The organism is Mycobacterium timonense (genome assembly GCF_025821985.1).
Classification (GTDB): Bacteria; Actinomycetota; Actinomycetes; order Mycobacteriales; family Mycobacteriaceae; genus Mycobacterium; species Mycobacterium avium.
Map to the genome: position 1 here is coordinate 163856 of NZ_JACKSY010000042.1, position 19846 is coordinate 183701.

Consider the following 19846-nt stretch of genomic DNA (forward strand, 5'->3'; position numbering starts at 1 on the left):
ACCCATGGGAATTGTCGGTGTGGGGATCGATCTCGTCTCGATTCCCGAATTCGCCGAGCAGGTCGACCAGCCGGGAACGGTCTTCTCCGAGACGTTCACGCCGGGGGAGCGCCGCGACGCCTCGGACAAGAGCTCGTCGGCGGCGCGTCACCTGGCGGCCCGCTGGGCCGCCAAGGAGGCCGTGATCAAGGCCTGGTCGGGTTCACGGTTCGCGCAGCGGCCGGTGCTGCGCGAGGACATCCACCGCGACATCGAGGTGGTCACCGACATGTGGGGGCGCCCGCGGGTCCGGTTGAGCGGTGACATCGCCAAGCACCTGGCCGACGTGACGATTCACGTGTCGCTGACGCACGAGAAAGACACCGCCGCCGCGGTGGCGATCCTGGAGACTCCTTGAGCGCGAGCAGACACAATAGCGCCGCGACACGCCGTGAAGAAGGGGCTTTTGCGTCTGCTCGCGAGATAACGGAGCGGGTGCGCGAGGTGCTGCCGTCGGTGCGGCGCGACCTGGAAGAGCTGGTGCGCATCGAATCGGTGTGGGCCGACCCCGGGCGACGGTCCGAGGTGCAGCGCAGCGCGCGGGCGGTGGCAGATTTGTTGGCGCAGGCCGGTTTCGGCGATGTGCGGATCGTCAGCGAAGGCGGCGCGCCGGCGGTCATCGCCCGCCATCCCGCGCCGCCCGGCGCGCCCACCGTGCTGTTGTATGCCCACCACGACGTGCAGCCCGAAGGCGACCGCGGGCAATGGGTCTCGCCGCCCTTCGAGCCCACCGAACGCGACGGCCGGCTCTACGGCCGCGGCAGCGCCGACGACAAGGCCGGCATCGCAACACATTTGGCGGCGTTCCGGGCGCACGGCGGCCGGCCGCCGGTGGGGGTGACGGTCTTCGTCGAGGGCGAAGAGGAATCCGGCTCGCCGTCGTTGGGGCGGTTGCTGGCCGCGCACCGCGACACCCTGGCCGCCGACGTGATCGTCATTGCCGACTCGGACAACTGGAGCGTCGACACCCCGGCGTTGACGGTGTCGCTGCGCGGCCTGGTCGACTGCGTGGTCGAGGTGGCCACCCTCGACCACGGTCTGCACTCCGGGTTGTGGGGTGGGGTGGTGCCCGACGCGCTGAGCGTGCTGGTGCGCCTGCTGGCCAGCCTGCACGACGACGACGGCAACGTGGCCGTCGCCGGACTGCATGAGACAGACATCGCCACGCTGAACTATCCCGACTATCCGCCCGAGCGGGTCCGCGCCGATTCGGGCGTGCTGCCAGGCGTGTCCGAGATCGGCTCGGGCTCAGTGCCGCAACGGCTTTGGGCCAAACCGGCGATCACCGTGATCGGCATCGACGCGACACCCGTCGAGCGGGCGTCCAACACGCTGATCCCGCGGGCCCGCGCCAAGATCAGCATGCGGGTGGCGCCCGGCGGCGACGCGGCGGCGCACCTGGACGCGCTGACCGCGCACCTGCAACAGCACGCGCCGTGGGGCGCACAGGTCAGCGTCACCCGCGGGGACATCGGCGAACCCTACGCGATCGACGCCAGCGGCAGCGTCTACGACGCCGCCCGAGCGGCCTTCCGCCAGGCGTGGGGCACCGAGCCGATCGACATGGGCATGGGCGGCTCCATCCCGTTCATCGCCGAATTCGCGGCCGCCTTCCCGGAGGCGAAGATTCTGGTCACCGGCGTGGAAGACCCCGCGACCCAAGCGCACAGCATCAACGAGAGCCTGCATCTGGGCGTGCTGGAACGCGCGGCGATCAGCGAGGCGCTGCTGCTGGCCAACCTGGCTGACCTGGCTGACCTGCCCAACCCGGGCTGACTAGACCGACAGGTCGCGGCGGAGCTTGGCGACGTGACCGGTGGCCTTCACGTTGTACTGGGCGACGGCGATCCTGCCCTTCTCGTCGACCACGAAGGTGGAGCGGATGACGCCGGTGACCGTCTTGCCGTACATCTGCTTTTCGCCGTAGGCGCCGTAGGCCGTCAGCACCTTGCGGTCCGGGTCGGACAGCAGCGGGAAGGTCAGCTTCTCGGCGTCGCGGAACTTGGCCAGCTTCTCGGGCTTGTCGGGGGAGATGCCGACGACGTCCAGGCCGGCGCCGTTGAGCTCGGCCAAGCTGTCACGAAAGTCGCACGCCTGCTTGGTGCATCCTGGCGTCGACGCGGCCGGATAGAAGTACACGATCACCTTGCGGCCCTTGAAGTCGGACAGCTTCACGGTGTTGCCGTCGGCGTCGGGCAGGCTGAAGGCGGGCGCTTTGTCGCCCGGTGCGAGCCGCGTGGTCTCGGTCAAGGTGAGTCCCTTTCTGTTCACCGGAGCGTGGGGATCGCCGCCAGCTGATCTAGGGTAGTTCGGGCAGGCGCATGAGCCAGACAGCGGGCGACTTGGAGGACACAGTGGCGGACCGGGACCCGGAAGCGATCAAGCGAGACATCGACGTCGCCCGTGACCAGCTGGCGACCACCGTCGACTCCCTCGCCGAGCGGGCCAACCCGCGCCGCCTCGCCGACGACCTCAAGGCCCGGGTGATCGGATTCGTGCAAAAGCCGGTAGTGCTGGCGTCGCTCGCCGGGGTGGGGGCGCTGGTCGTGGTGGTGGCGGTGCGCCGGGTCAGGAATCGCTGACCCGGCCGGTCTGGACGTACACCGGAATGTCGTCGGCCCACGGCTGCGCGGTGGCCATGTCGTCGACGTTGCAGTAGCCGCGCTCGAATTCGCCCGTCGCCGCGTCGACCAACCGGTACTCCTGCGTCTGGCGGTGGATGGGCTGGGCGTCCAGGATCACCACCCGCACCTCGCCCGGCTCGAACCCGCAGCGCTGCTGCAGCGCCTCGATCAGGCATTCGTTGTGCAGGTGGCCGTCGCCGAAGTTCCAGCCCAGCACCATGGCGCACAGCACTTCGCCCTCGCACAGGTTGTAGTCGTCCTCGTCGTAGTCGGCCATCGCCCGGTGCGCCAGGGTGAGCAGCGCGCGCCCGTGGGTGTTCATGCCCCGGAACGCCAGCGCCAGGTGCAGCGGGATCAGGGTCTCCTCCTTGCTGCCGTACAGCCGCTCCAGCTGCAGGTGCTGCATCGGGCCCAGCGCGCGAGCGCCGACCCGGATCTTCTCGTCGGCCGACGGCCGCACGCACCACAGCGTGGTGTCCCAGTTGCCGGCGTAGTAGCGCATGCCCGGCAGGAAGGACACCTTGCGCGGGTACAGGTTGCCGACGACGACGGTGCCGGCCATCACCACGAACAGCAGGGCGATCGGCCACGGGTCGGCGACGCTCGACAACCCCACCGGCGCATGCGCGACGAACAGCCACAGCACCCCGAAGATCATGAACACGTTCCACTCCAGCGGCACGCCCATCGGGAAGGCCAGCAGGATGTTGAGGTGGAACACGATCATCACGAACGCGGCGAGCGCCGTCGGCCAGCCCCCGGTTGAACAGAAGAGCACCAGCGGCACCAGGCCCTCGACCGCGGTGGAGAAGTGCGCGATGAACCCGGCCAGCGCGCTGGGCCGCAGGTCGTCGGGATAGCGCCGGAACATCGAGCGCTTGAGCGGCCCGGACGGGATGAACGGGTTGTTGGCCAGCATCGTCGAGATGACGAACGGGAAGTGCCGGTTGAGCTTCGACGTGGCCGCGCCCAGCCAGATCACCATGAAGGCCACCTTCGCCCCGACCACCACGTCCGCCCCGCCGAACACGAACACCAGCGCCAGGGGCGCATACACCTCGCCGCGCGCGGCCAGGAAGATGACCTTGTCGCGCAGGGCCATCACGGCCAGCACGCCCAAAATCGCGGCGGTCTGCCAGCGCGGCAGCACGCCGATTGCCGTGTCCAGAGCGGGAATCGGCCCGCTGCCGTCGGAGACCAGCGCCCCCACCAGCAGCACCAGCAGGGCGCCGTACAGCGCGGCGTCCAACGGCGTCCGGGTGCTGCCCCGGGTCAACGGGATTCGATTCGGCCACGGCGGCAACCGAATTGTGCCGGGCCGCAACCAGTACAGGATGGAACCCACCGGCGGGAAATAGCGCCCGGCCAGCGGGCCGAAGCAGCAACCGAGGCCGACGACCTCGAACAGCATCGTGTAGAGCACGGCCTTCTGGAACACGATCGGCTCCGACCACCAGGCGCCGACCTCGGCGAAGCCGCCGATGCCCCGGGTGGACCAGGCGAACAGCCAGCCGCCGAGGACGTACAGCGCGATCTTCACGCCGTACATCACGTGCATCACCAGCGGCGTGCCGAACCCGTTCTCGGCGATGTGGCGTGCCATCGGCACCAGCCGCTCGGCGCGGGGCCGCGCGCTCCACTCGGCCACATCGACGACGGGCAGATTGGGCCGGATGAATCCCATTGCGGCTCCTTCGACGCGGCGGATTTCACGGGCCCGGCCGGCCTTTGGGCGCCGGTCGGTGCCAGCAAGAAACTACCTATTCGCGTCGCGATAGGGCGGCAAATGGATCCGGAATTCGCTGCGCCGGCCGCCGACGGCTATTCCCAGCCCGGCGGGTCGTGCTCGGCCATGTAGGCCTCCCACGCCGCGCGCCGCAAGGTCCGGGTGTGCAGGTCCTGGCAGATACCCTGAGCCTCGGCGGCACTGGCGGCCCGGCCGAGATCGTGGTGCACGAAGCCGTCGTCGACGCGCTCGGCGCGAAAGCCGCCCGTCGAGACCGCGTGAACCCGGTATTCGCTGCGGTCATCGATGTTGGCGTGGAAGTGGCCCGGGTAGGGTTCGACCCACTTCAGCTCAGTTTTCACAGGACCCCTTTTGAGAAATCACCGTCGCTGCGATGGTAGGCGCGGGGCGCTTCGGGAAAACCCGTGGGGTCGCGGCGGGAGCCGCCGAACAGACGAAAAATTCCGCAGGTGGTGCGCCGTCAGGGTTTCGAACCCCGGACCCGCTGATTAAGAGTCAGCTGCTCTACCAACTGAGCTAACGGCGCTTGTGGTCGGCCGAGACCGCGTAGGCGACAATAACAGGCGTTCTGCCGCGGAGCGAAATCCCGAACCATCACCCAGGATAGCCGTTCGGCGGGCGGTCGCGGCCTGCTCTCACCGACGCGGCCCGGCCGGCACCCGTCGAACCAACGAAACAGGCTGGCCGCCAAAGCTTTCCGGGCGATCGTAGAACGGTCTCACAGCACCGTGCCGCAGAACGGGGCCCGCTCGGCGCCGAAGGCGGCGTCCAGCCGGCCCAGCGCGCCCTGGCGCAGCTCGGTGATGCGCTTGGCCCGGGCCAACTGGGCGCCCCGGTGGGCGCCCATGTACACGGTGGCCAGGTCGGCCAGCTCGATCTCGAGGTCCGCGGGCCCGTCGTGCGGCGTGCACTTGCCGGCGCCGCCGCGCGTCTGCAGCTGGAACCGCCCCCCGGCCAGTCCCAGCGGGTCTGTGACGTCGAGCACGATGTCGGTGTCGGCGGCGTAGCCGCGGGCCCCCAACACCTCGGGGACGTCGTTGATCCGCACCCAGAGGAAGTCGCTGATGCCTTTCGTCTCGGCGGCGCGCTGGTCGACGAGTTTGAGCGGCAGCGGATCGTCGGGCGGCACATCGATCTCGACGCGATAGAACATCTCCAAAACCAGTAGCGTCTGCAGCAACTCGGTGTGCGCCTGGTCGGTGATGGGGCAGAAGTCCTCGACCACCACCGTGCCCAGCGGCGGCCGAAACGCGTGCTGGCGCGAGCCGACCACCCGATAGGTCAGGAAGCCGTCCGGGTGGATGGTGTAGTGCAACGCAGATCCGTTGCCGCGCTGGGTCGTTCGGTCTTCCAGGTGGTCGGCCCACCAGGCCTTGTCCCGGGTCACCGCCCCCGGCGTGACGGCACACCATCGTTCGTAGAGCCCGGGCAGGTGACGTCGTGCCGTTGCGGCGTTGACCTCGCGCGCCCGGTCGTCGCCGGGGGCGTCCCGCAGCTTCGCGAAGCGACGGTCGATGGCGTAGGTGTGGCTGTAGCTGGACACGCCGGCGCCGAAACCGTCGTACATCGCGGTCTGGGTGGGCACGCCACAGACGATCGGATAGCCGCGGTCCAACAGGATTCCGAGCCCCTTGGCGCTGAGCTGCGCCCACAGCCCCTTGCCCTGATGCGTTGATGCGACGGCGATCATCGTCAACCACGCGGCTCGCAGGTTGGCGCCGCCGGGCACGGTCAGCTGCGCCGGGTAGATGATCGAGGTTCCCACCAGGAACGGGTTCTTCGGATCGGAGACGTCCTCGGCGATGAGAATGTCGTCGAGGCGGACCCGGCGTTTCCACGCCTCGAGGTCTTGCGGGCCCACCGGATCGCCGAAGGTGCGGGCCTGGTTCTCGAAGACCGCCTGCCAGTCATCCTCGGTGGGATGCCGAATGGCGATGCCGTCGTCCTGCGTGTTCATTGCACATCCAATCCGCTTGTAGCCCAGGCCAACCGGCGCTGTGCAGCCCGAATCCGCCTCCCGAGTGTGCTTTTAGGTCCGATACCCGAGTGCCGGATGGTCAAACCACGGGCGGCCCGCCGGCACGGCGCCGGCGAACGCGGGCCGATGTGAGCAATTCGGCGGGTCAAACACCCCGGTTTTGGGTAGGTGATGGCCATGCTGCGAGTAATCACCCGGCTGGCCATCGCCGCGCCGCGCCGCATCATCGGGATCGCGGTCCTGGTCATGGTGGGCGCGGCGATCTTCGGCCTGCCGGTGGCCAACAGACTGTCCGGCGGCGGCTTCCAGGATCCGACGTCGGAGTCCGCCCGGGCCACCGAGATCCTGCGGGACCGGTTCAACCAGACCGATCAGCAAATGCTGATCGTGGTGAGCGCCCCCGACGGCGCCCGCAGCCCCCAGGCGCACCGGGTCGGCACCGACATCGTCGACAAACTGAAGAATTCGCCGTGGGTGATGAATGTGTCGTCGGCCTGGACGTCGCCGCCGGCCGCCGCCGCCCAACTGATCAGCAAGGACAACAAGTCCGGGATGATCGTCGCCGGCCTGAAGGGCGGCGAGAACGACGCGCAGAAGTACGCCAGCACGCTCACCCGTGAGCTGGTGCACGACCGTGACGGCGTCACCGTGCGCGCCGGCGGCATGGCCGTGGCGTATGCCCAGATCAACGCCCAGAACCAGCGGGATCTGCTGTTGATGGAGTCCATCGCGATTCCGCTGAGCTTCGCCGTGCTGGTGTGGGTGCTCGGCGGCGTGGTGGCCGCGACGCTGCCGGTCGTGTTGGGCGCCTTGGCCATCGTCGGCACCATGTCGGTGCTGCGGCTGATCAGCTTCGCCACCGACGTGTCGACCTACGCGCTGGACCTGTCCATCGCCATGGGTCTGGCCCTGGCGATCGACTACAACCTGCTGATCATCACCCGCTACCGCGAGGAGCTGGCCCGCACCGAGGACCGGGACCGGGCGCTGTACCGGACCATGGCCACCGCCGGGCGGACGGTGCTGTTCTCGGCCACCACCGTCGGGCTGTCGATGGCGGTGATGGCGGTGTTCCCGATGTACTTCCTGAAGTCGTCGGCCTACACCATCGTGGCCACCGCGATCATCGTCGCGATCGCCGCCGTGGTGATCACCCCGGCGGCGATCGTGTTGCTCGGGCCCCGACTGGACACGATGGACGCCCGCCGGGTGATGCATCGCATCCTGCACGGGCAGCGTTCGTTCCGGGATCCGGCGCACAAGCCGCTGGTGGAGCAGTTCTGGTACCGGTCGACGAAGTACGTGTTGCGCCGCGCCGTGCCGGTCGGGCTGAGCGTCGTCGCGCTGCTGCTGTTGCTGGGGGTGCCGTTCCTGGGCGTGAAGTGGGGCTTTCCCGACGAGCGGGTGCTGCCCCGTTCGGCGTCGGCGCGCCAGGTCGCCGACATGCTGGACAACGACTTCCCGGGTCTGGGCACCGAGCTCTCCGTCGTCGTCCCCGACGCCCGCGGCGTCACACCCGCCGAACTTCGCAAATACGCCGCCGAACTGTCCCGGGTGCCGGACGTCTCCGCGGTCAGCGCGCCGACCGGCACCTTCTCCGCCGGACACCGGGTGGGTCCGCCCGCCGCGGCCACCGGCCTGGCCAACGGCAGCGCCTTCTTCACCGTGTCGAGCACGGCCCCGCTGTATTCACCGGCCTCGAACGCCCAGCTCGACCGGCTGCATCAGGTCGCCGGGCCGGGCGGACGCGCCGTGCAGATGACCGGGCTGGCCCAGATCAACCGCGACAGCGTCGACGCGATCACCAAACGACTGCCGACGGTGTTCGGCCTGATCGCCGTCGTCACCTTCATGCTGCTTTTCCTGCTGACCGGCAGCGCGGTGCTGCCGGTGCAGGCGCTGGTGTGCAACGTGTTGTCGCTGACGGCGGCGTTCGGCGCGATGGTGTGGATCTTCCAGGACGGCCACCTGGGTGCGCTGGGGACCACACCCAACGGGACACTGAACGCCAACATCCCGGTGCTGTTGTTCTGCATCGCCTTCGGCCTGGCCATGGATTACGAGGTGTTCCTCGTGTCCCGTATCCATGAGTACTGGCTGGCCTCGCAGTCCATCCGCGAGACACCGCCGACCGCCAGGGAGGCGCGCGCCGAAACCGACGAGAGCACCGCGCTGGGCATCGCCGGCATCGGGCGGGTGGTCACCACCGCCGCCGTGGTGATGTCGATTTCCTTCGCGGCGCTGATTCCCGCGCACGTGTCGTTCATGCGGATGCTGGGCCTGGGCCTGACCCTCGGCGTGCTCGTCGACGCCACCCTGGTGCGCATGGTGCTGGTCCCGGCGTTCATCCACCTGCTGGGCCGCTGGACGTGGTGGGCGCCGCGACCGATGGTCTGGCTGCGCGAACGGTCGGCGACCGGGGAGGCCGGCGAGGTGCGGGTGGGGCGGCGGCGCTGGGCCCGCGACGCGCCGCGACCCGCGATCCGCAGGTGGCCCAGCCGGGCCACATCGGGTCGCGGTTGACACGCCAATCCGCTTGTAGGGCAATAACTTTCGGACGGAGAATCCTCGTGCCCCGAACCGAGATCATCGCCGCATTACTCGCGTTGAGCTCCGCGCTGTGCGTCGCGACCGGGGACGTGTTGCAGCAGCGGGCGGCGCATTGCATCACCGACCGCGAGTTGGGCCCGGTCGAATTGTTCGCCGGACTGCTGCGCAGCCAGCGGTGGTGGTGGGGCGCCGTGCTGTTGCTGGCGAGCATCGGGTTGCAGGCCGCCGCCCTGGGCGGCGGCTCGGTGTTGCTGGTGCAGGCGCTGCTGATGTTCTCGGTGCTCTTCGCCCTGCCCATCAACGCCCGGCTGTCGCACCGCGCCGTGACCGCGGGCGAATGGGTCTGGGCGGCCCTGCTCACCGCGGCGGTGACCGTGGTCGTCGTCGTGGGCAATCCGCAGACCGGCCACGCCGGGGCGCCGCTGCGCACCTGGGCGGTGGTGGCCCTGGTGCTGGGGCCGCTGCTGGCCGGCTGCGTGGTGGCCGGCCGGGTCCGGGGCGGCGCCGTGGCCGCGGTGCTGTTCGCCTTCGTGTCCGGGTCGCTGTGGGGCGTGTTCGCGGTGCTCACCAAGGAGGTGATGGCGCGGCTGGGGCAGGGCGTCGGGGTGGTGACCCGGACCCCGGAGCTGTATGCCTGCATCCTGGTCGCGCTGGGGGGCGTGGTGTGGAGTCAGGCGGCGTTTCGGGCCGGGCCGTTGACCGCGTCGATGCCAACCCTGCAGGTGTCGCAGCCGGTGGTGGCGTCGGTGCTGGGCGTGGTCGTGCTGGGCGAGACGCTGGACACCGGCCGGGCCGGGACGGTCGCGCTGCTGGTGGCCGTGGTGGTGATGACGGCGGCCATCATCAAGCTCGCCCGCGTCGAGGCCGTCGCGACCCGCGACCGGGCCGAGGCGCAACTGCACCAGCCCGCCTAGTTTGCTGACTCGCCGGATTGCGAGTCGATTTCGGTGCCGACACCGGACGGCCGCCGCCGGCGCGGATGCGCACGGGACGACGCCCGAAACCCATTAGAATGCCGGCAGCTACCTGTGGTCAGCGGTGACCAACTGTGCGACGTGAGATGGAAGGTCACTGGATGACGCCTTTGCGTGGACGCCGATCGTGGCTGGCAGCTGCGATGGCTTTGGTTGCTGTGGGGGCAGTCGCCTGCGGCGGCGGCCACACGGCAGCGCCGCCCAAGGTCATCTTCGACAAGGGCACCCCGTTCGCCGACCTGCTGGTGCCCAAGCTCACCGCCTCGGTGAGCGACGGCGCCGTCGGCGTGACGGTGGATGCGCCGGTGACCGTCAGCGTCGCCGACGGCGTGCTGGCCTCGGTCACCATGGTCAACGAGAACGGCAGGTCGATCAGCGGGCAACTGAGCCCCGACGGCCTGCGCTGGTCGACCACCGAGCAGCTCGGCTACAACCGGCGTTACACGCTGACCGCGAAGGCGACCGGCCTGGGCGGCGCGGCCAGCAAGCAGATGACCTTCGAGACCAGTTCCCCCGCGCACCTGACCATGCCCTACGTCAGCCCGGCCGACGGCGAGGTGGTCGGCGTCGGCGAACCGGTGGCGATCCGCTTCGACGAGAACATCGCCAACCGGGCCGCGGCCCAAAGGGCCATTACCATCACCACCAATCCTCCGGTGGAGGGCGCCTTCTACTGGCTCAACAATCGCGAAGTGCGTTGGCGCCCAGAGCATTTCTGGAAGTCCGGGACCGTCATCGATGTGGCCGTCAACACCTACGGGGTGGACCTGGGCGACGGTATGTTCGGCGAGGACAACGTCAAGACGCACTTCACCATTGGCGACGAGGTGATCTCGACCGCCGACGACACCACCAAGACGGTGACGGTGCGGGTCAACGGTGAAGTGGTCAAGACCATGCCGACCTCGATGGGCAAGGACAGCACCCCGACGGCCAACGGCATCTACATCGTCGGGGCGCGGTTCAAGCACATCATCATGGACTCCTCCACCTACGGCGTTCCGGTCAACTCGCCCAACGGATATCGCACCGAAGTCGACTGGGCCACGCAGATGTCCTACAGCGGCGTCTTCGTGCACTCGGCGCCGTGGTCGGTCGGTGCCCAGGGGCACACCAACACCAGCCATGGCTGTCTCAACGTGAGCCCCAGCAACGCCGAATGGTTCTACGACCACAGCAAGAGCGGCGACATCGTCGAGGTCGTGCACACCGTGGGGCCGACACTGCCCGGCACCGAGGGGCTGGGCGACTGGAACATCCCGTGGTCGCAGTGGAAGGCGGGCAACGCCAACACCTGACGCCGGGTCAGTCGATTTTGCGCCAGATCCCGCAGCTTCTGGTCATGAAGGCGACGTCGGTCGGCAGGATCCGGACGACCTGGGCGCCGTCGCCGACGTTGTTGTCGATGATGTCGTTGGTGTCGAAGCTGCGCAGCCGCGCCCAATAGCAACCGCTTTTGCCGTCGGTGCGGTAGGTGCCGGCCGCGATCTCCTTGTTGACGATGAACGTCCCGTTGGTCTCGATCGAGGTCTTCGGTCCCGGCGGGGGCGGCGGGGTGACGGTCACGGTGACGGTTTTGGTCTGCGCCGGCGGTGTCGAGATGACCGTCGTTGCCGTGGGGGTCGACCCGCCGCAGCCCGCCAGGAATAACGCCGCCCCGGCGACGGCGGCCGTCTTGCCCGGCGAGCGACGCCACGGGGCTGCGGGCCAGGCGGGACGTTGTCTGTTCACTACTTTTCTGGTTACCGGTGCACGAGCGTCGTGCGGGCTCCGCACGACCTGAACGCGCAGTGGACGGCCACGCATGGCCGACCGGTGGGGTGGCTGACGGGACTCGAACCCGCGACACCCAGGATCACAACCTGGTGCTCTACCAGCTGAACTACAGCCACCATGGCCGCCATCCGATCCCGGTGCGGGTGAACGCGGCGACGTCGATACTAACCGGTGGGCGGTGCGCTGGCCGAATCGCTAGGTCCCGGTGCGTCTTTTCCCTCGTCGAGGGCGGCGGCCACCGCCTCGATTTCGCTGGTAGACGGTCCCGGCGGGGCGACGAACGCGGTGCGCCGGTAGAACTGCAGCTCCCGGATGGATTCGTGGATGTCGGCCAGGGCCCGGTGGGTCAGCCCTTTGACCGGCTGGCCGAAGTAGATCCGCGGGTACCAGCGCCGGCAGAGCTCCTTGATGGAGCTCACATCGATCATGCGGTAGTGCAGGTAGGAGTCCAGGGCGGGCATGTCGCGCACGATGAACGCGCGGTCGGTGGCAATCGAATTCCCGGCCAGCGGCGCCGTCTTGGGGGCCTTGACGTGAGTGCGGATGTAGTCCAGCACCATCTCCTCGGCGGTGGCCAGGTCGACCGTGGACGCTTTCACCTCATCGATCAGCCCGGAGCGCGAATGCATTTCGGTGACCACCTCGCCCATCGCCGCCAGCGCGGCGTCGTCGGCGTGGATCACCACGTCGACGCCGTCGCCGAGCACGTTCAGCTCGGCGTCGGTGACCAGGGCCGCGATCTCGATCAGCTTGTCCGAACCGAGATCGAGTCCGGTCATTTCGCAGTCGATCCACACCAATTCGTCGCGCACAGCGCTCACCCTAATGCGGGGCGGCGACCTCCGTGCCGGCCCTCGCCCCCGGATCGGCCCGCGACGTAGGGTTGAGCGTTGGCGAAGTGCATGCCGAATCACCCGGGGGAAGAGGGGCGCAGCACGATGAGCACCGATTCAGCGGCAACACCGGCGACGCGGATCGCGGACGGCTACGCCGTCGCGGGCCAGGCATTGGAATTGGGCACGGTCGTCATCGACGGTGCGGCCGACCCGTCGGCGCAGATCCGCATCCCGCTCGCGACGGTGAACCGGCACGGCCTGGTGGCCGGTGCGACGGGCACCGGCAAGACCAAGACGCTGCAGCTGATCGCCGAGCAGCTCAGCGCCGCGGGCGTGCCGGTGTTGATGGCCGACGTCAAGGGTGACCTGTCCGGGCTGTCGCGGCCGGGGCAGGGCGACGACCGAACCGCCGCGCGCGCCAAGGACACCGGCGATGATTGGCAACCCTCGGGGTTCCCGGTGGAGTTCCTGTCGTTGGGTACCAACGGGATTGGCGTGCCGATCCGCGCGACCGTCGACAGCTTCGGGCCCGTATTGCTGTCAAAAGTATTGGGGCTCAACGCTACTCAAGAATCGACGCTTGGGCTGATCTTCCACTGGGCCAAGGAGCGGAACTGGCCGCTGGTCACCACCGACAATCTACGCGGTGCCATCAGCCACCTCACCAGCGACGAGGGCAAGGAAGATCTGAAGTCCCTGGGCGGCGTGTCGGCGACGACGGCGGGCGTGATCCTGCGGGCGCTGGTGAACCTCGATGCCGAGGGCGGCGACACCTTCTTCGGCGAACCCAAGCTCGACCCGAACGATCTGCTGCGCACCAACGATCAAGGCCAAGGCGTCATTTCGCTGCTGGAGTTCACCGGCCAGTCGGTGCGCCCGGTCATCTTCTCCACCTTCCTGATGTGGTTGCTCGCCGACCTGTACACCCAACTGCCCGAGGTCGGCGACATCGACAAACCCAAGCTGGTCTTCTTCTTCGACGAGGCGCACCTGCTGTTCGCCGACGCGTCCAAGGCCTTCCTGGAACAGGTCGAACAGACGGTGAAGCTGATCCGCTCCAAGGGAGTCGGGGTGTTCTTCTGCACCCAGTTACCCACCGACATTCCCAACGACGTGCTGTCCCAGCTGGGTGCGCGAATTCAGCACGCGCTGCGGGCTTTCACGCCCGACGACCAGAAGGCGCTGTCCAAGACCGTGCGCACCTACCCGAAAACCGATGTCTACGATCTGGAGTCGGCGTTGACGTCGCTGGGAATCGGCGAGGCCGTCGTGACCGTGCTCTCCGAGAAGGGCGCACCCACGCCGGTGGCCTGGACCCGGATGCGGGTGCCCCGCTCGCTGATGGCGTCGATCGGGACAGAGGAGATCACGAAGGCGGCCAAACGCAGTGAGCTGCAAGCGAAGTACGGCCAAACGGTGCAACAACCGGCCCAGCCCCCGCCGGGCCCGCAAGCACCGACCGGATCGCGGTCGCCGCAAGCCCAGTCCGACTACCCGCCCGTCCCGCCGAATAGCCCGGTTCCGCCGATGCCGGAACCCGCGGAGCCCAAAGGGCCGGGCCTGCTGGAAAGGCTCTGGCACGACCGCGACGTACAGAGCGCGGTGAACACCGGGATCCGGGAGATCATTCGGCTCAAGTTCGGCGGCGGAGGCCGTCGCCGCAAGTAACTCCTACCCGCCGCCCAGCTTCTTGTAGAAGCTGCCCACGATGGGCGCGACAATCGCGCGTGGGGCATACCCGCTGGCCACCGACATGGCCTTGGACGTCAGCCCGGGCACGACGCGCATCTTGTTGCGGCCCAACGCATCCAGCGACACCCGGGCGGTGTGCTCGGTGGAGATCCACAAGAAGTCGGGCACCAGCCGCTCGACGATCGAGGCCTCGGCGTCGTCGGGCAGGTCGGTGCGCACCGGGCCGGGCGCCAACAGCGTCACATGCACCCCGGAGCCGCGGAGTTCCCCGCGCAGCGACTCGCTGAACGTGTTGACGAAGGCCTTGGTGGCCGCGTAGGTGGCGTTGTAGGGGATCGGCGAGTTGCCGGCCGCCGAACCGGAAATCAGGATGCCGCCGGCGCGGCGCTCCACCATGCCGGGCAGCACCGCCAGCGTAAGGTCATGCACCCCAAGGACATTCAGCTGCACCTGGGCCTTCTCGCCGGCCGGGTCGAGGGTGGCGACGGGACCGAAGGTTGCGGTGCCGGCGTTGGCGCACAACACCGAGATGGGCCGCGCGGCCAGCTCGTCGCACAGGGTGGCGCGCTCACCCGCGTCGGCCAGATCGGCCGGGCGCACCTCGACGGTGACCCGGTACTTCTCGGTCAGCCGGGCGGCCAGGTCCTTGAGCAGGTCCTCCCGTCGCGCGGTGACGATCAGATGGTGCCCGCGGGCGGCGAGTTCGGTGGCGAGCGCTTCACCGATGTTCTGCGACGCTCCGGTGACAACCGCGCGCGCCTCGGGGCTGGGAGCGGGGATCGGCATGCGCCAATCGTAGACAGCGCGCGAACGGCGATCGGCGGGCGATCGCCGGCGCCGATAGAGTTGCCGGGCATGAGCCAGCCGGAGTCGCGTGCCGCCGCCCCCGTGCGATCGCGGGTGGTGGCGTGGGCGCTCTGGGATTGCGGCTCGACCGGGCTGAACGCGATCGTGGCCACCTTCGTCTTCGCCGTCTATTTGACCAGCAGTGTTGGCGTGGGCATCGGCGGCAGCACCACGCCGGCGAGTTGGCTGGGCCGGGCGGCGGCCATCGCCGGGTTGACGGTCGCGCTGCTGGCGCCCGCCGTCGGCGTGTGGGTGGAGTCGCCGCATCGGCGGCGGGTGGCGCTGAGCGTGTTGACCGCGTTAGCGGTGACGTTGACCGGCTCGATGTTCTTCATCCGCGATCGGCCCGGCTATCTGTGGGCGGGCCTGGTGCTGCTGGGGGCGACGGCGGCCTGCGGCGATCTGGCCAGCGTCCCGTACAACGCCATGCTGCGCCAGCTCTCGACGCCGCGCACCGCCGGTCGGATCTCCGGGTTCGGCTGGGCGGCGGGCTATGTCGGCAGCGTCCTGCTGTTGCTGGTGATCTACACCGGCTTCATCGCCGGATCGGGTTCAGGCCCGGATGCCACGCGCGGGCTGCTGCGAGTTCCGTTGCGCGACGGGCTTTATGTGCGGGAGGCGATGCTGGTGGCCGCGGCCTGGTTGGCGCTGTTCGCGCTGCCGTTGCTGTTCGTCGCGCACCGGCTCACCGAGTCCGCCGAGGGGTATCGGCCGACGAGCATGCTGGGCGGATATCGCAAGCTGTGGACCGAGGTCCGCGAGGAATGGCGGCGCGATCGCAACCTGGTGTACTTCCTGTTCGCCAGCGCGCTGTTCCGGGACGGACTGGCGGCGATCTTCGCCTTCGGCGCGGTGCTCGGCGTCAACGTCTACGGCATCTCCCAGGCCGACGTGCTGGTGTTCGGGGTGGCGGCCAGCGTGGTGGCCGCCGTGGGTGCGGTGCTGGGCGGTTTCGTCGACCACCGGGTCGGATCCAAGCCCGTCATCGTCGCGTCCCTGCTGGCCATCGTCGTGCTGGGGCTGACCCTGATGGCGTTGTCCGGGCCGGTGGCGTTCTGGGCCTGTGGCCTGCTGCTGTGCATGTTCATCGGGCCGTCGCAATCGTCGTCGCGCGCCCTGCTGCTGCAGATGGCCAAGCACGGCAGGGAAGGCGTCGCGTTCGGCCTCTACACCATGACCGGGCGGGCGGTGTCGTTCGTGGCGCCGTGGCTGTTCTCGGTGTTCGTCGACGCGTTCGGGGCGGTGCGCGCCGGCCTCGGCGGGATCTCGTTGGTGCTGACCGCCGGGCTGCTGGCCATGCTCGCGGTGCGGGTCCCGCGCCGCGCCCCCGTCGCCGTCGAAGCGGCATGACGCCGCCACGGCGACCTGCCGCCGCCACGGCGACCTGCCGCCGCGTCATTGCGACCTGACGCCGCCCGCGACCTGCCGCCGCCGCGCCGAGTGTGGGGGATACGTCCGTCCGCGCGCCGGCAATCGTGCATAGGCCCCACGGTCGGCGGGCCGCGATGTTCGCTCAGCCGCGGGCGTCGCAGATGGTCAACCCCCCGCCGACGCGTCTGCTGACCTGAACCCCGTTGACGGTCACGGTGCAGGTGACGCTGTGACCGATGTTGACGATCGTGACGTTGGCCGGGTGCACGGCGGACTTGGACAGGCTGACCTGCTTGCTCCACGGCAACGCGACATTGAATTCGGTCTGGATGAGGTCGCCGGTGTCGATGTACATGATGCTGATCGCCCGGCCCTCCCCGGACACGGTGTAGACGACGTCCTGCATCGCGGCCGGGCCGGTCGTCGCGGTGGGCGGCTCGGGCTCGCTGGTGGGCGGTATCGGCGCCGGGATGAGCGAGGGGGACCTGTGCGTCGACGTCGTCGGGGTGTCCGGGCTTGGCTCCGGCATGGCCGGCAACGGCGGCACGGCGGTCTGCGTCTTGATCGCGTCGTTGGCGAGCACCAGCGCGATCACCAGGGCGACCACCAGCAGCACCGCCGCGCCCGCGGCGATCCACAGCCAGCGCGGCGATTTCGGCTCGCCCGGCGGCGGAGCCATGCCCGGGGCGTGCGGGTCGCCGCCCGGGGGAAGCTCCTGCTGCCAGTAGGCGGGCAGCTGCTTGGTCGGGTTGGTTTCGTTCGCGGCGGGCGCCCAGGGTGACATCGTCGGGCCGTAGGTGGGCGCGTACGGAGTCTGGTCGGCATACGCCGGTTCGACGGACGGCGAGTACCGCGGCTGCGGCGGACTGAACCGCTCGGTGGGACGTGAATCGTTCATGTCCACCTCATGGCTTGCAGGGTACCCGGGCTCGGCGCTGACGCCCTGACTCACCTTACGACGGCGGGCTCACGGGCACTGGTTTCCGGCCGCCAGCGCAGCGACCGTCATGGCCCGCATGATGGCGCGCGATCGGGCGGCGCGGGCCGGCTTGCCGCGCCCGGAATCCTGGGACTTCATGCTGTGCGGCGTCGAATTGAGGAGACCGAACACGGCGTGCGCGGTCAGCCGGGCATCGGCCTCGGCCAGCTCGGGGTTCAGCTCGCGCAACACCCCCACCCAGACCTCGACGTACTGCCGTTGCGCCTTGCGCACCTGCCTCTCGGCCGGCTTGGGCAGGTAGGCGAGGTCGCGGTCCTGGATCCGGATCAGGTCGGGTTCGTTCAGCGCGAAGTCGAGGTGGAAGTCGATCAGGCCGTCCAGCGCGGCGGCGGCATCGGCGCTGCGGGCGCGGACCTGCCGGGCGCCGGCGAGCAGCCGAGTGCTGATCCCGACCAGCAATTCGACCAGCAGCGACTCCTTGTTGGGGAAGTGCCGGTAGATGGCCGGACCGCTGACGCCGGCCGAGGCGCCGATGTCTTCCAGCCGCACCGCCAGGAAACCGCGCTCGGCGAACAGCCGCTCGGCGGCGGACAGTAGCTGGAGCCGGCGGTCAGACTTCAACTGGCTCCGCCGATTTGGCGGCTGCGCGCCGCCGGCCCGGCTTTCGGAGGCAGACGTTGTCATGACGGACCTCCGTCTGTGTCGATCCCGCCCAACCTAGCACGAGTTATTCGCAATTAACTCGTATCGTGCCGCGGTGCCCGCTCCCTGGACCGGCAACGGCGACGATGGTATTCTCGACCACCGAGTTAATCAGAATTAACTCAAAGCTCCGACCGCCCGACGGCAAGGAGGCTGCTGCGGCGATGGACAAGGTGATGGCCGCACCCGCGAAGGCTGACCCGGTGTCGTTCGCCGACGAGCACCGCCGGCTGGTCGGCGAGTTGAATGCCAAGCTGGCCGCGGCCGCGCTGGGCGGCAACGAGCGCGCCCGCGAACGCCACGTCAGCCGCGGAAAGCTGCTGCCCCGCGAACGGGTGGACCGCCTGCTCGACCCGGGTAGCCCTTTCCTGGAACTCTCGCCGCTGGCCGCCGACGGCATGTACGACGACGAATCCCCGGGAGCCGGAATCATCACCGGGATCGGCCGGGTGTCCGAGCGCGAGTGCGTGATCGTCGCCAACGACGCGACGGTCAAGGGCGGCACCTACTACCCGATGACGGTCAAAAAACACCTGCGCGCCCAGGAGGTGGCGCTGCAGAACCGGCTGCCGTGCATCTACCTGGTCGACTCCGGCGGCGCCTTCTTGCCGCGCCAAGACGAGGTGTTCCCCGACCGCGAGCATTTCGGCCGCATCTTCTACAACCAGGCGACCATGAGCGCCAAGGGAATTCCGCAAGTGGCGGCGGTGCTGGGCTCCTGCACGGCCGGCGGCGCCTACGTGCCGGCGATGAGCGACGAAGCCGTCATCGTGCGCGAGCAGGGCACGATTTTTCTGGGCGGCCCGCCGCTGGTCAAGGCGGCGACCGGAGAGGTGGTGTCGGCCGAAGAGCTGGGCGGCGGCGACCTGCACTCGCGTATCTCCGGGGTGACCGATCACCTCGCCGACGACGACGAGCACGCGCTGCGGATCGTCCGCTCGATCGCGGCCACCTTCGGCCCGCGCGAGCCCAGCCCGTGGCAGGTGCGCACCCCGGTCCCGCCCAAGGCCGCGCAGAACGAGCTCTACGACGTGGTGCCGCCCGACCCGCGGGTGCCCTACGACGTGCACGAGGTCATCGTGCGGTTGGTCGACGGCGGCGAATTCAGCGAATTCAAGGCCAATTACGGCAAGACGCTGGTGACCGGGTTCGCCCACATCCACGGCCACCCGGTGGGCATCGTCGCCAACAACGGTGTGCTGTTCAGCGAATCCGCTTTGAAGGGAGCACATTTCATCGAGCTCTGCGACAAACGCAAGGTGCCGCTGCTGTTCCTGCAGAACATCGCCGGGTTCATGGTGGGACGCGACTACGAGGCCGGCGGCATCGCCAAGCACGGCGCCAAGATGGTCACCGCCGTCGCCTGCGCGCGGGTGCCCAAGCTGACCGTGGTGATCGGCGGATCCTATGGCGCGGGCAATTATTCGATGTGCGGGCGGGCCTACTCGCCGCGCTTCCTGTGGATGTGGCCCAACGCCCGGATCTCGGTGATGGGCGGCGAGCAGGCCGCCTCGGTGCTGGCCACCGTGCGCGGTGAGCAGCTCACCGCGGCCGGCAAGCCCTGGTCGGCCGAGGAGGAAGAGGCGTTCAAGGCGCCTATCCGGGCGCAGTACGAGGACCAGGGCAACCCCTACTATTCAACCGCCCGGCTGTGGGACGATGGGATCATCGACCCGGCCGACACCAGAACCTTTGTCGGGCTAGCCCTTTCGGTGTGCGCGCAGGCGCCGTTGGAGCCCGTCGGCTACGGCGTCTTCCGGATGTGAGTGCA

The 19846-nt window shown here is 69.0% G+C and carries 18 protein-coding genes and 2 tRNA genes; 9 read left to right on the forward strand and 11 right to left on the reverse strand.

Features of this window, described 5'->3' with window-relative positions; translation table 11 throughout:
- Positions 1-4: 4 nt before the first annotated feature.
- Together acpS and H7I87_RS12405 are read left to right on the forward strand one after the other, a co-directional pair.
- The gene (gene acpS, locus H7I87_RS12400; protein ID WP_003873105.1) at positions 5-397 is read left to right on the forward strand and encodes a holo-ACP synthase AcpS; all 393 of its coding nucleotides are present in this window, start codon (positions 5-7) and stop codon (positions 395-397) included.
- A complete protein-coding gene (locus tag H7I87_RS12405; protein WP_023861327.1) occupies positions 394-1815 on the forward strand; it encodes a dipeptidase in 1422 nt (473 codons plus the stop codon). Before acpS ends, H7I87_RS12405 begins: the two co-directional genes overlap by 4 nt.
- On the opposite strand, the gene bcp is transcribed toward H7I87_RS12405, so the two are convergent.
- Positions 1816-2289 (reverse strand): thioredoxin-dependent thiol peroxidase, encoded by a 474-nt coding sequence (gene bcp / locus H7I87_RS12410; RefSeq protein ID WP_011724276.1) that lies wholly within the window; start codon positions 2287-2289, stop codon positions 1816-1818.
- 104 nt (positions 2290-2393) lie between these two features.
- Here bcp and H7I87_RS12415 point away from each other — a divergent pair, with 104 nt between their 5' ends.
- Entirely contained in the window at positions 2394-2621 is a 228-nt protein-coding gene (locus H7I87_RS12415; protein ID WP_003877418.1) for a DUF3618 domain-containing protein, read from the forward strand.
- On the opposite strand, the gene H7I87_RS12420 is transcribed toward H7I87_RS12415, so the two are convergent.
- From H7I87_RS12420 to H7I87_RS12435, 4 genes are all read right to left on the reverse strand, one after another.
- Complete coding sequence (locus H7I87_RS12420) at positions 2608-4347, reverse strand: DUF3556 domain-containing protein (protein WP_023861329.1); 1740 nt, start codon at positions 4345-4347, stop codon at positions 2608-2610. The two genes, H7I87_RS12415 and H7I87_RS12420, sit on opposite strands and share 14 nt — an antisense overlap.
- Positions 4348-4484: 137 nt before the next feature.
- Positions 4485-4751, reverse strand: a complete 267-nt coding sequence (locus H7I87_RS12425; RefSeq protein ID WP_009975887.1) for a hypothetical protein — start codon at positions 4749-4751, stop codon at positions 4485-4487.
- Between the two features lie 109 nt (positions 4752-4860).
- A tRNA-Lys gene (locus H7I87_RS12430) sits at positions 4861-4936 on the reverse strand.
- 192 nt (positions 4937-5128) lie between these two features.
- Entirely contained in the window at positions 5129-6367 is a 1239-nt protein-coding gene (locus H7I87_RS12435; RefSeq protein WP_023863580.1) for a GNAT family N-acetyltransferase, read from the reverse strand.
- 198 nt (positions 6368-6565) lie between these two features.
- Between H7I87_RS12435 and H7I87_RS12440 the strand changes: the two genes are divergently transcribed.
- The 3 genes from H7I87_RS12440 (at position 6566) to H7I87_RS12450 (ending at position 11210) form a co-directional block, all read left to right on the forward strand.
- Positions 6566-8911, forward strand: coding sequence for an MMPL family transporter (locus H7I87_RS12440; RefSeq protein WP_033719778.1), 2346 nt, complete (start codon positions 6566-6568; stop codon positions 8909-8911).
- A gap of 47 nt (positions 8912-8958) precedes the next feature.
- Positions 8959-9852 (forward strand): DMT family transporter, encoded by an 894-nt coding sequence (locus H7I87_RS12445; protein ID WP_019732827.1) that lies wholly within the window; start codon positions 8959-8961, stop codon positions 9850-9852.
- 146 nt (positions 9853-9998) lie between these two features.
- A complete protein-coding gene (locus H7I87_RS12450) occupies positions 9999-11210 on the forward strand; it encodes a L,D-transpeptidase (protein ID WP_033726740.1) in 1212 nt (403 codons plus the stop codon).
- A gap of 7 nt (positions 11211-11217) precedes the next feature.
- On the opposite strand, the gene H7I87_RS12455 is transcribed toward H7I87_RS12450, so the two are convergent.
- From H7I87_RS12455 to orn, 3 genes are all read right to left on the reverse strand, one after another.
- Positions 11218-11643 (reverse strand): Rv1352/Rv1906c domain-containing protein, encoded by a 426-nt coding sequence (locus tag H7I87_RS12455; protein WP_011724280.1) that lies wholly within the window; start codon positions 11641-11643, stop codon positions 11218-11220.
- 85 nt (positions 11644-11728) lie between these two features.
- A tRNA-His gene (locus H7I87_RS12460) sits at positions 11729-11804 on the reverse strand.
- A 48-nt stretch (positions 11805-11852) separates the two neighbouring features.
- Positions 11853-12500 carry an oligoribonuclease gene (orn, locus tag H7I87_RS12465; RefSeq protein ID WP_009975893.1) on the reverse strand — a complete coding sequence of 216 codons (648 nt, stop codon included), beginning with the start codon at positions 12498-12500 and terminating at the stop codon, positions 11853-11855.
- A gap of 126 nt (positions 12501-12626) precedes the next feature.
- Here orn and H7I87_RS12470 point away from each other — a divergent pair, with 126 nt between their 5' ends.
- Entirely contained in the window at positions 12627-14192 is a 1566-nt protein-coding gene (locus H7I87_RS12470) for a helicase HerA-like domain-containing protein (RefSeq protein ID WP_019732829.1), read from the forward strand.
- 3 nt (positions 14193-14195) lie between these two features.
- Here H7I87_RS12470 and cmrA read toward each other — a convergent pair whose 3' ends face one another.
- Positions 14196-15002 carry a mycolate reductase gene (gene cmrA, locus H7I87_RS12475; protein WP_009975896.1) on the reverse strand — a complete coding sequence of 269 codons (807 nt, stop codon included), beginning with the start codon at positions 15000-15002 and terminating at the stop codon, positions 14196-14198.
- 69 nt (positions 15003-15071) lie between these two features.
- On the opposite strand from cmrA, the gene H7I87_RS12480 reads away from it, so the two are divergent.
- Complete coding sequence (locus H7I87_RS12480; RefSeq protein WP_003873091.1) at positions 15072-16412, forward strand: MFS transporter; 1341 nt, start codon at positions 15072-15074, stop codon at positions 16410-16412.
- Positions 16413-16575: 163 nt separating this feature from the next.
- On the opposite strand, the gene H7I87_RS12485 is transcribed toward H7I87_RS12480, so the two are convergent.
- Both H7I87_RS12485 and H7I87_RS12490 read right to left on the reverse strand, forming a co-directional pair.
- A complete protein-coding gene (locus H7I87_RS12485) occupies positions 16576-17337 on the reverse strand; it encodes an MmpS family transport accessory protein (RefSeq protein WP_023863593.1) in 762 nt (253 codons plus the stop codon).
- Between the two features lie 63 nt (positions 17338-17400).
- Positions 17401-18057, reverse strand: a complete 657-nt coding sequence (locus H7I87_RS12490; RefSeq protein ID WP_003873089.1) for an SACE_7040 family transcriptional regulator — start codon at positions 18055-18057, stop codon at positions 17401-17403.
- A 194-nt stretch (positions 18058-18251) separates the two neighbouring features.
- Between H7I87_RS12490 and H7I87_RS12495 the strand changes: the two genes are divergently transcribed.
- The gene (locus H7I87_RS12495; RefSeq protein WP_009975900.1) at positions 18252-19841 is read left to right on the forward strand and encodes a carboxyl transferase domain-containing protein; all 1590 of its coding nucleotides are present in this window, start codon (positions 18252-18254) and stop codon (positions 19839-19841) included.
- Positions 19842-19846: the final 5 nt, after the last annotated feature.

What these genes read in the sequence shown, in the direction of transcription:
- H7I87_RS12450 (WP_033726740.1), top strand. Translation starts at nt 9,999, where the DNA reads ATGGAAGGTCACTGGATGACGCCTTTGCGTGGACGCCGATCGTGGCTG.
- H7I87_RS12470 (WP_019732829.1), top strand. Translation starts at nt 12,627, where the DNA reads ATGAGCACCGATTCAGCGGCAACACCGGCGACGCGGATCGCGGACGGC.
- H7I87_RS12495 (WP_009975900.1), top strand. Translation starts at nt 18,252, where the DNA reads ATGGCCGCACCCGCGAAGGCTGACCCGGTGTCGTTCGCCGACGAGCAC.
- H7I87_RS12420 (WP_023861329.1), bottom strand. Translation starts at nt 4,347, where the DNA reads ATGGGATTCATCCGGCCCAATCTGCCCGTCGTCGATGTGGCCGAGTGG.
- cmrA (WP_009975896.1), bottom strand. Translation starts at nt 15,002, where the DNA reads ATGCCGATCCCCGCTCCCAGCCCCGAGGCGCGCGCGGTTGTCACCGGA.
- H7I87_RS12480 (WP_003873091.1), top strand. Translation starts at nt 15,072, where the DNA reads ATGAGCCAGCCGGAGTCGCGTGCCGCCGCCCCCGTGCGATCGCGGGTG.
- acpS (WP_003873105.1), top strand. Translation starts at nt 5, where the DNA reads ATGGGAATTGTCGGTGTGGGGATCGATCTCGTCTCGATTCCCGAATTC.
- H7I87_RS12490 (WP_003873089.1), bottom strand. Translation starts at nt 18,057, where the DNA reads ATGACAACGTCTGCCTCCGAAAGCCGGGCCGGCGGCGCGCAGCCGCCA.
- H7I87_RS12440 (WP_033719778.1), top strand. Translation starts at nt 6,566, where the DNA reads ATGCTGCGAGTAATCACCCGGCTGGCCATCGCCGCGCCGCGCCGCATC.
- H7I87_RS12435 (WP_023863580.1), bottom strand. Translation starts at nt 6,367, where the DNA reads ATGAACACGCAGGACGACGGCATCGCCATTCGGCATCCCACCGAGGAT.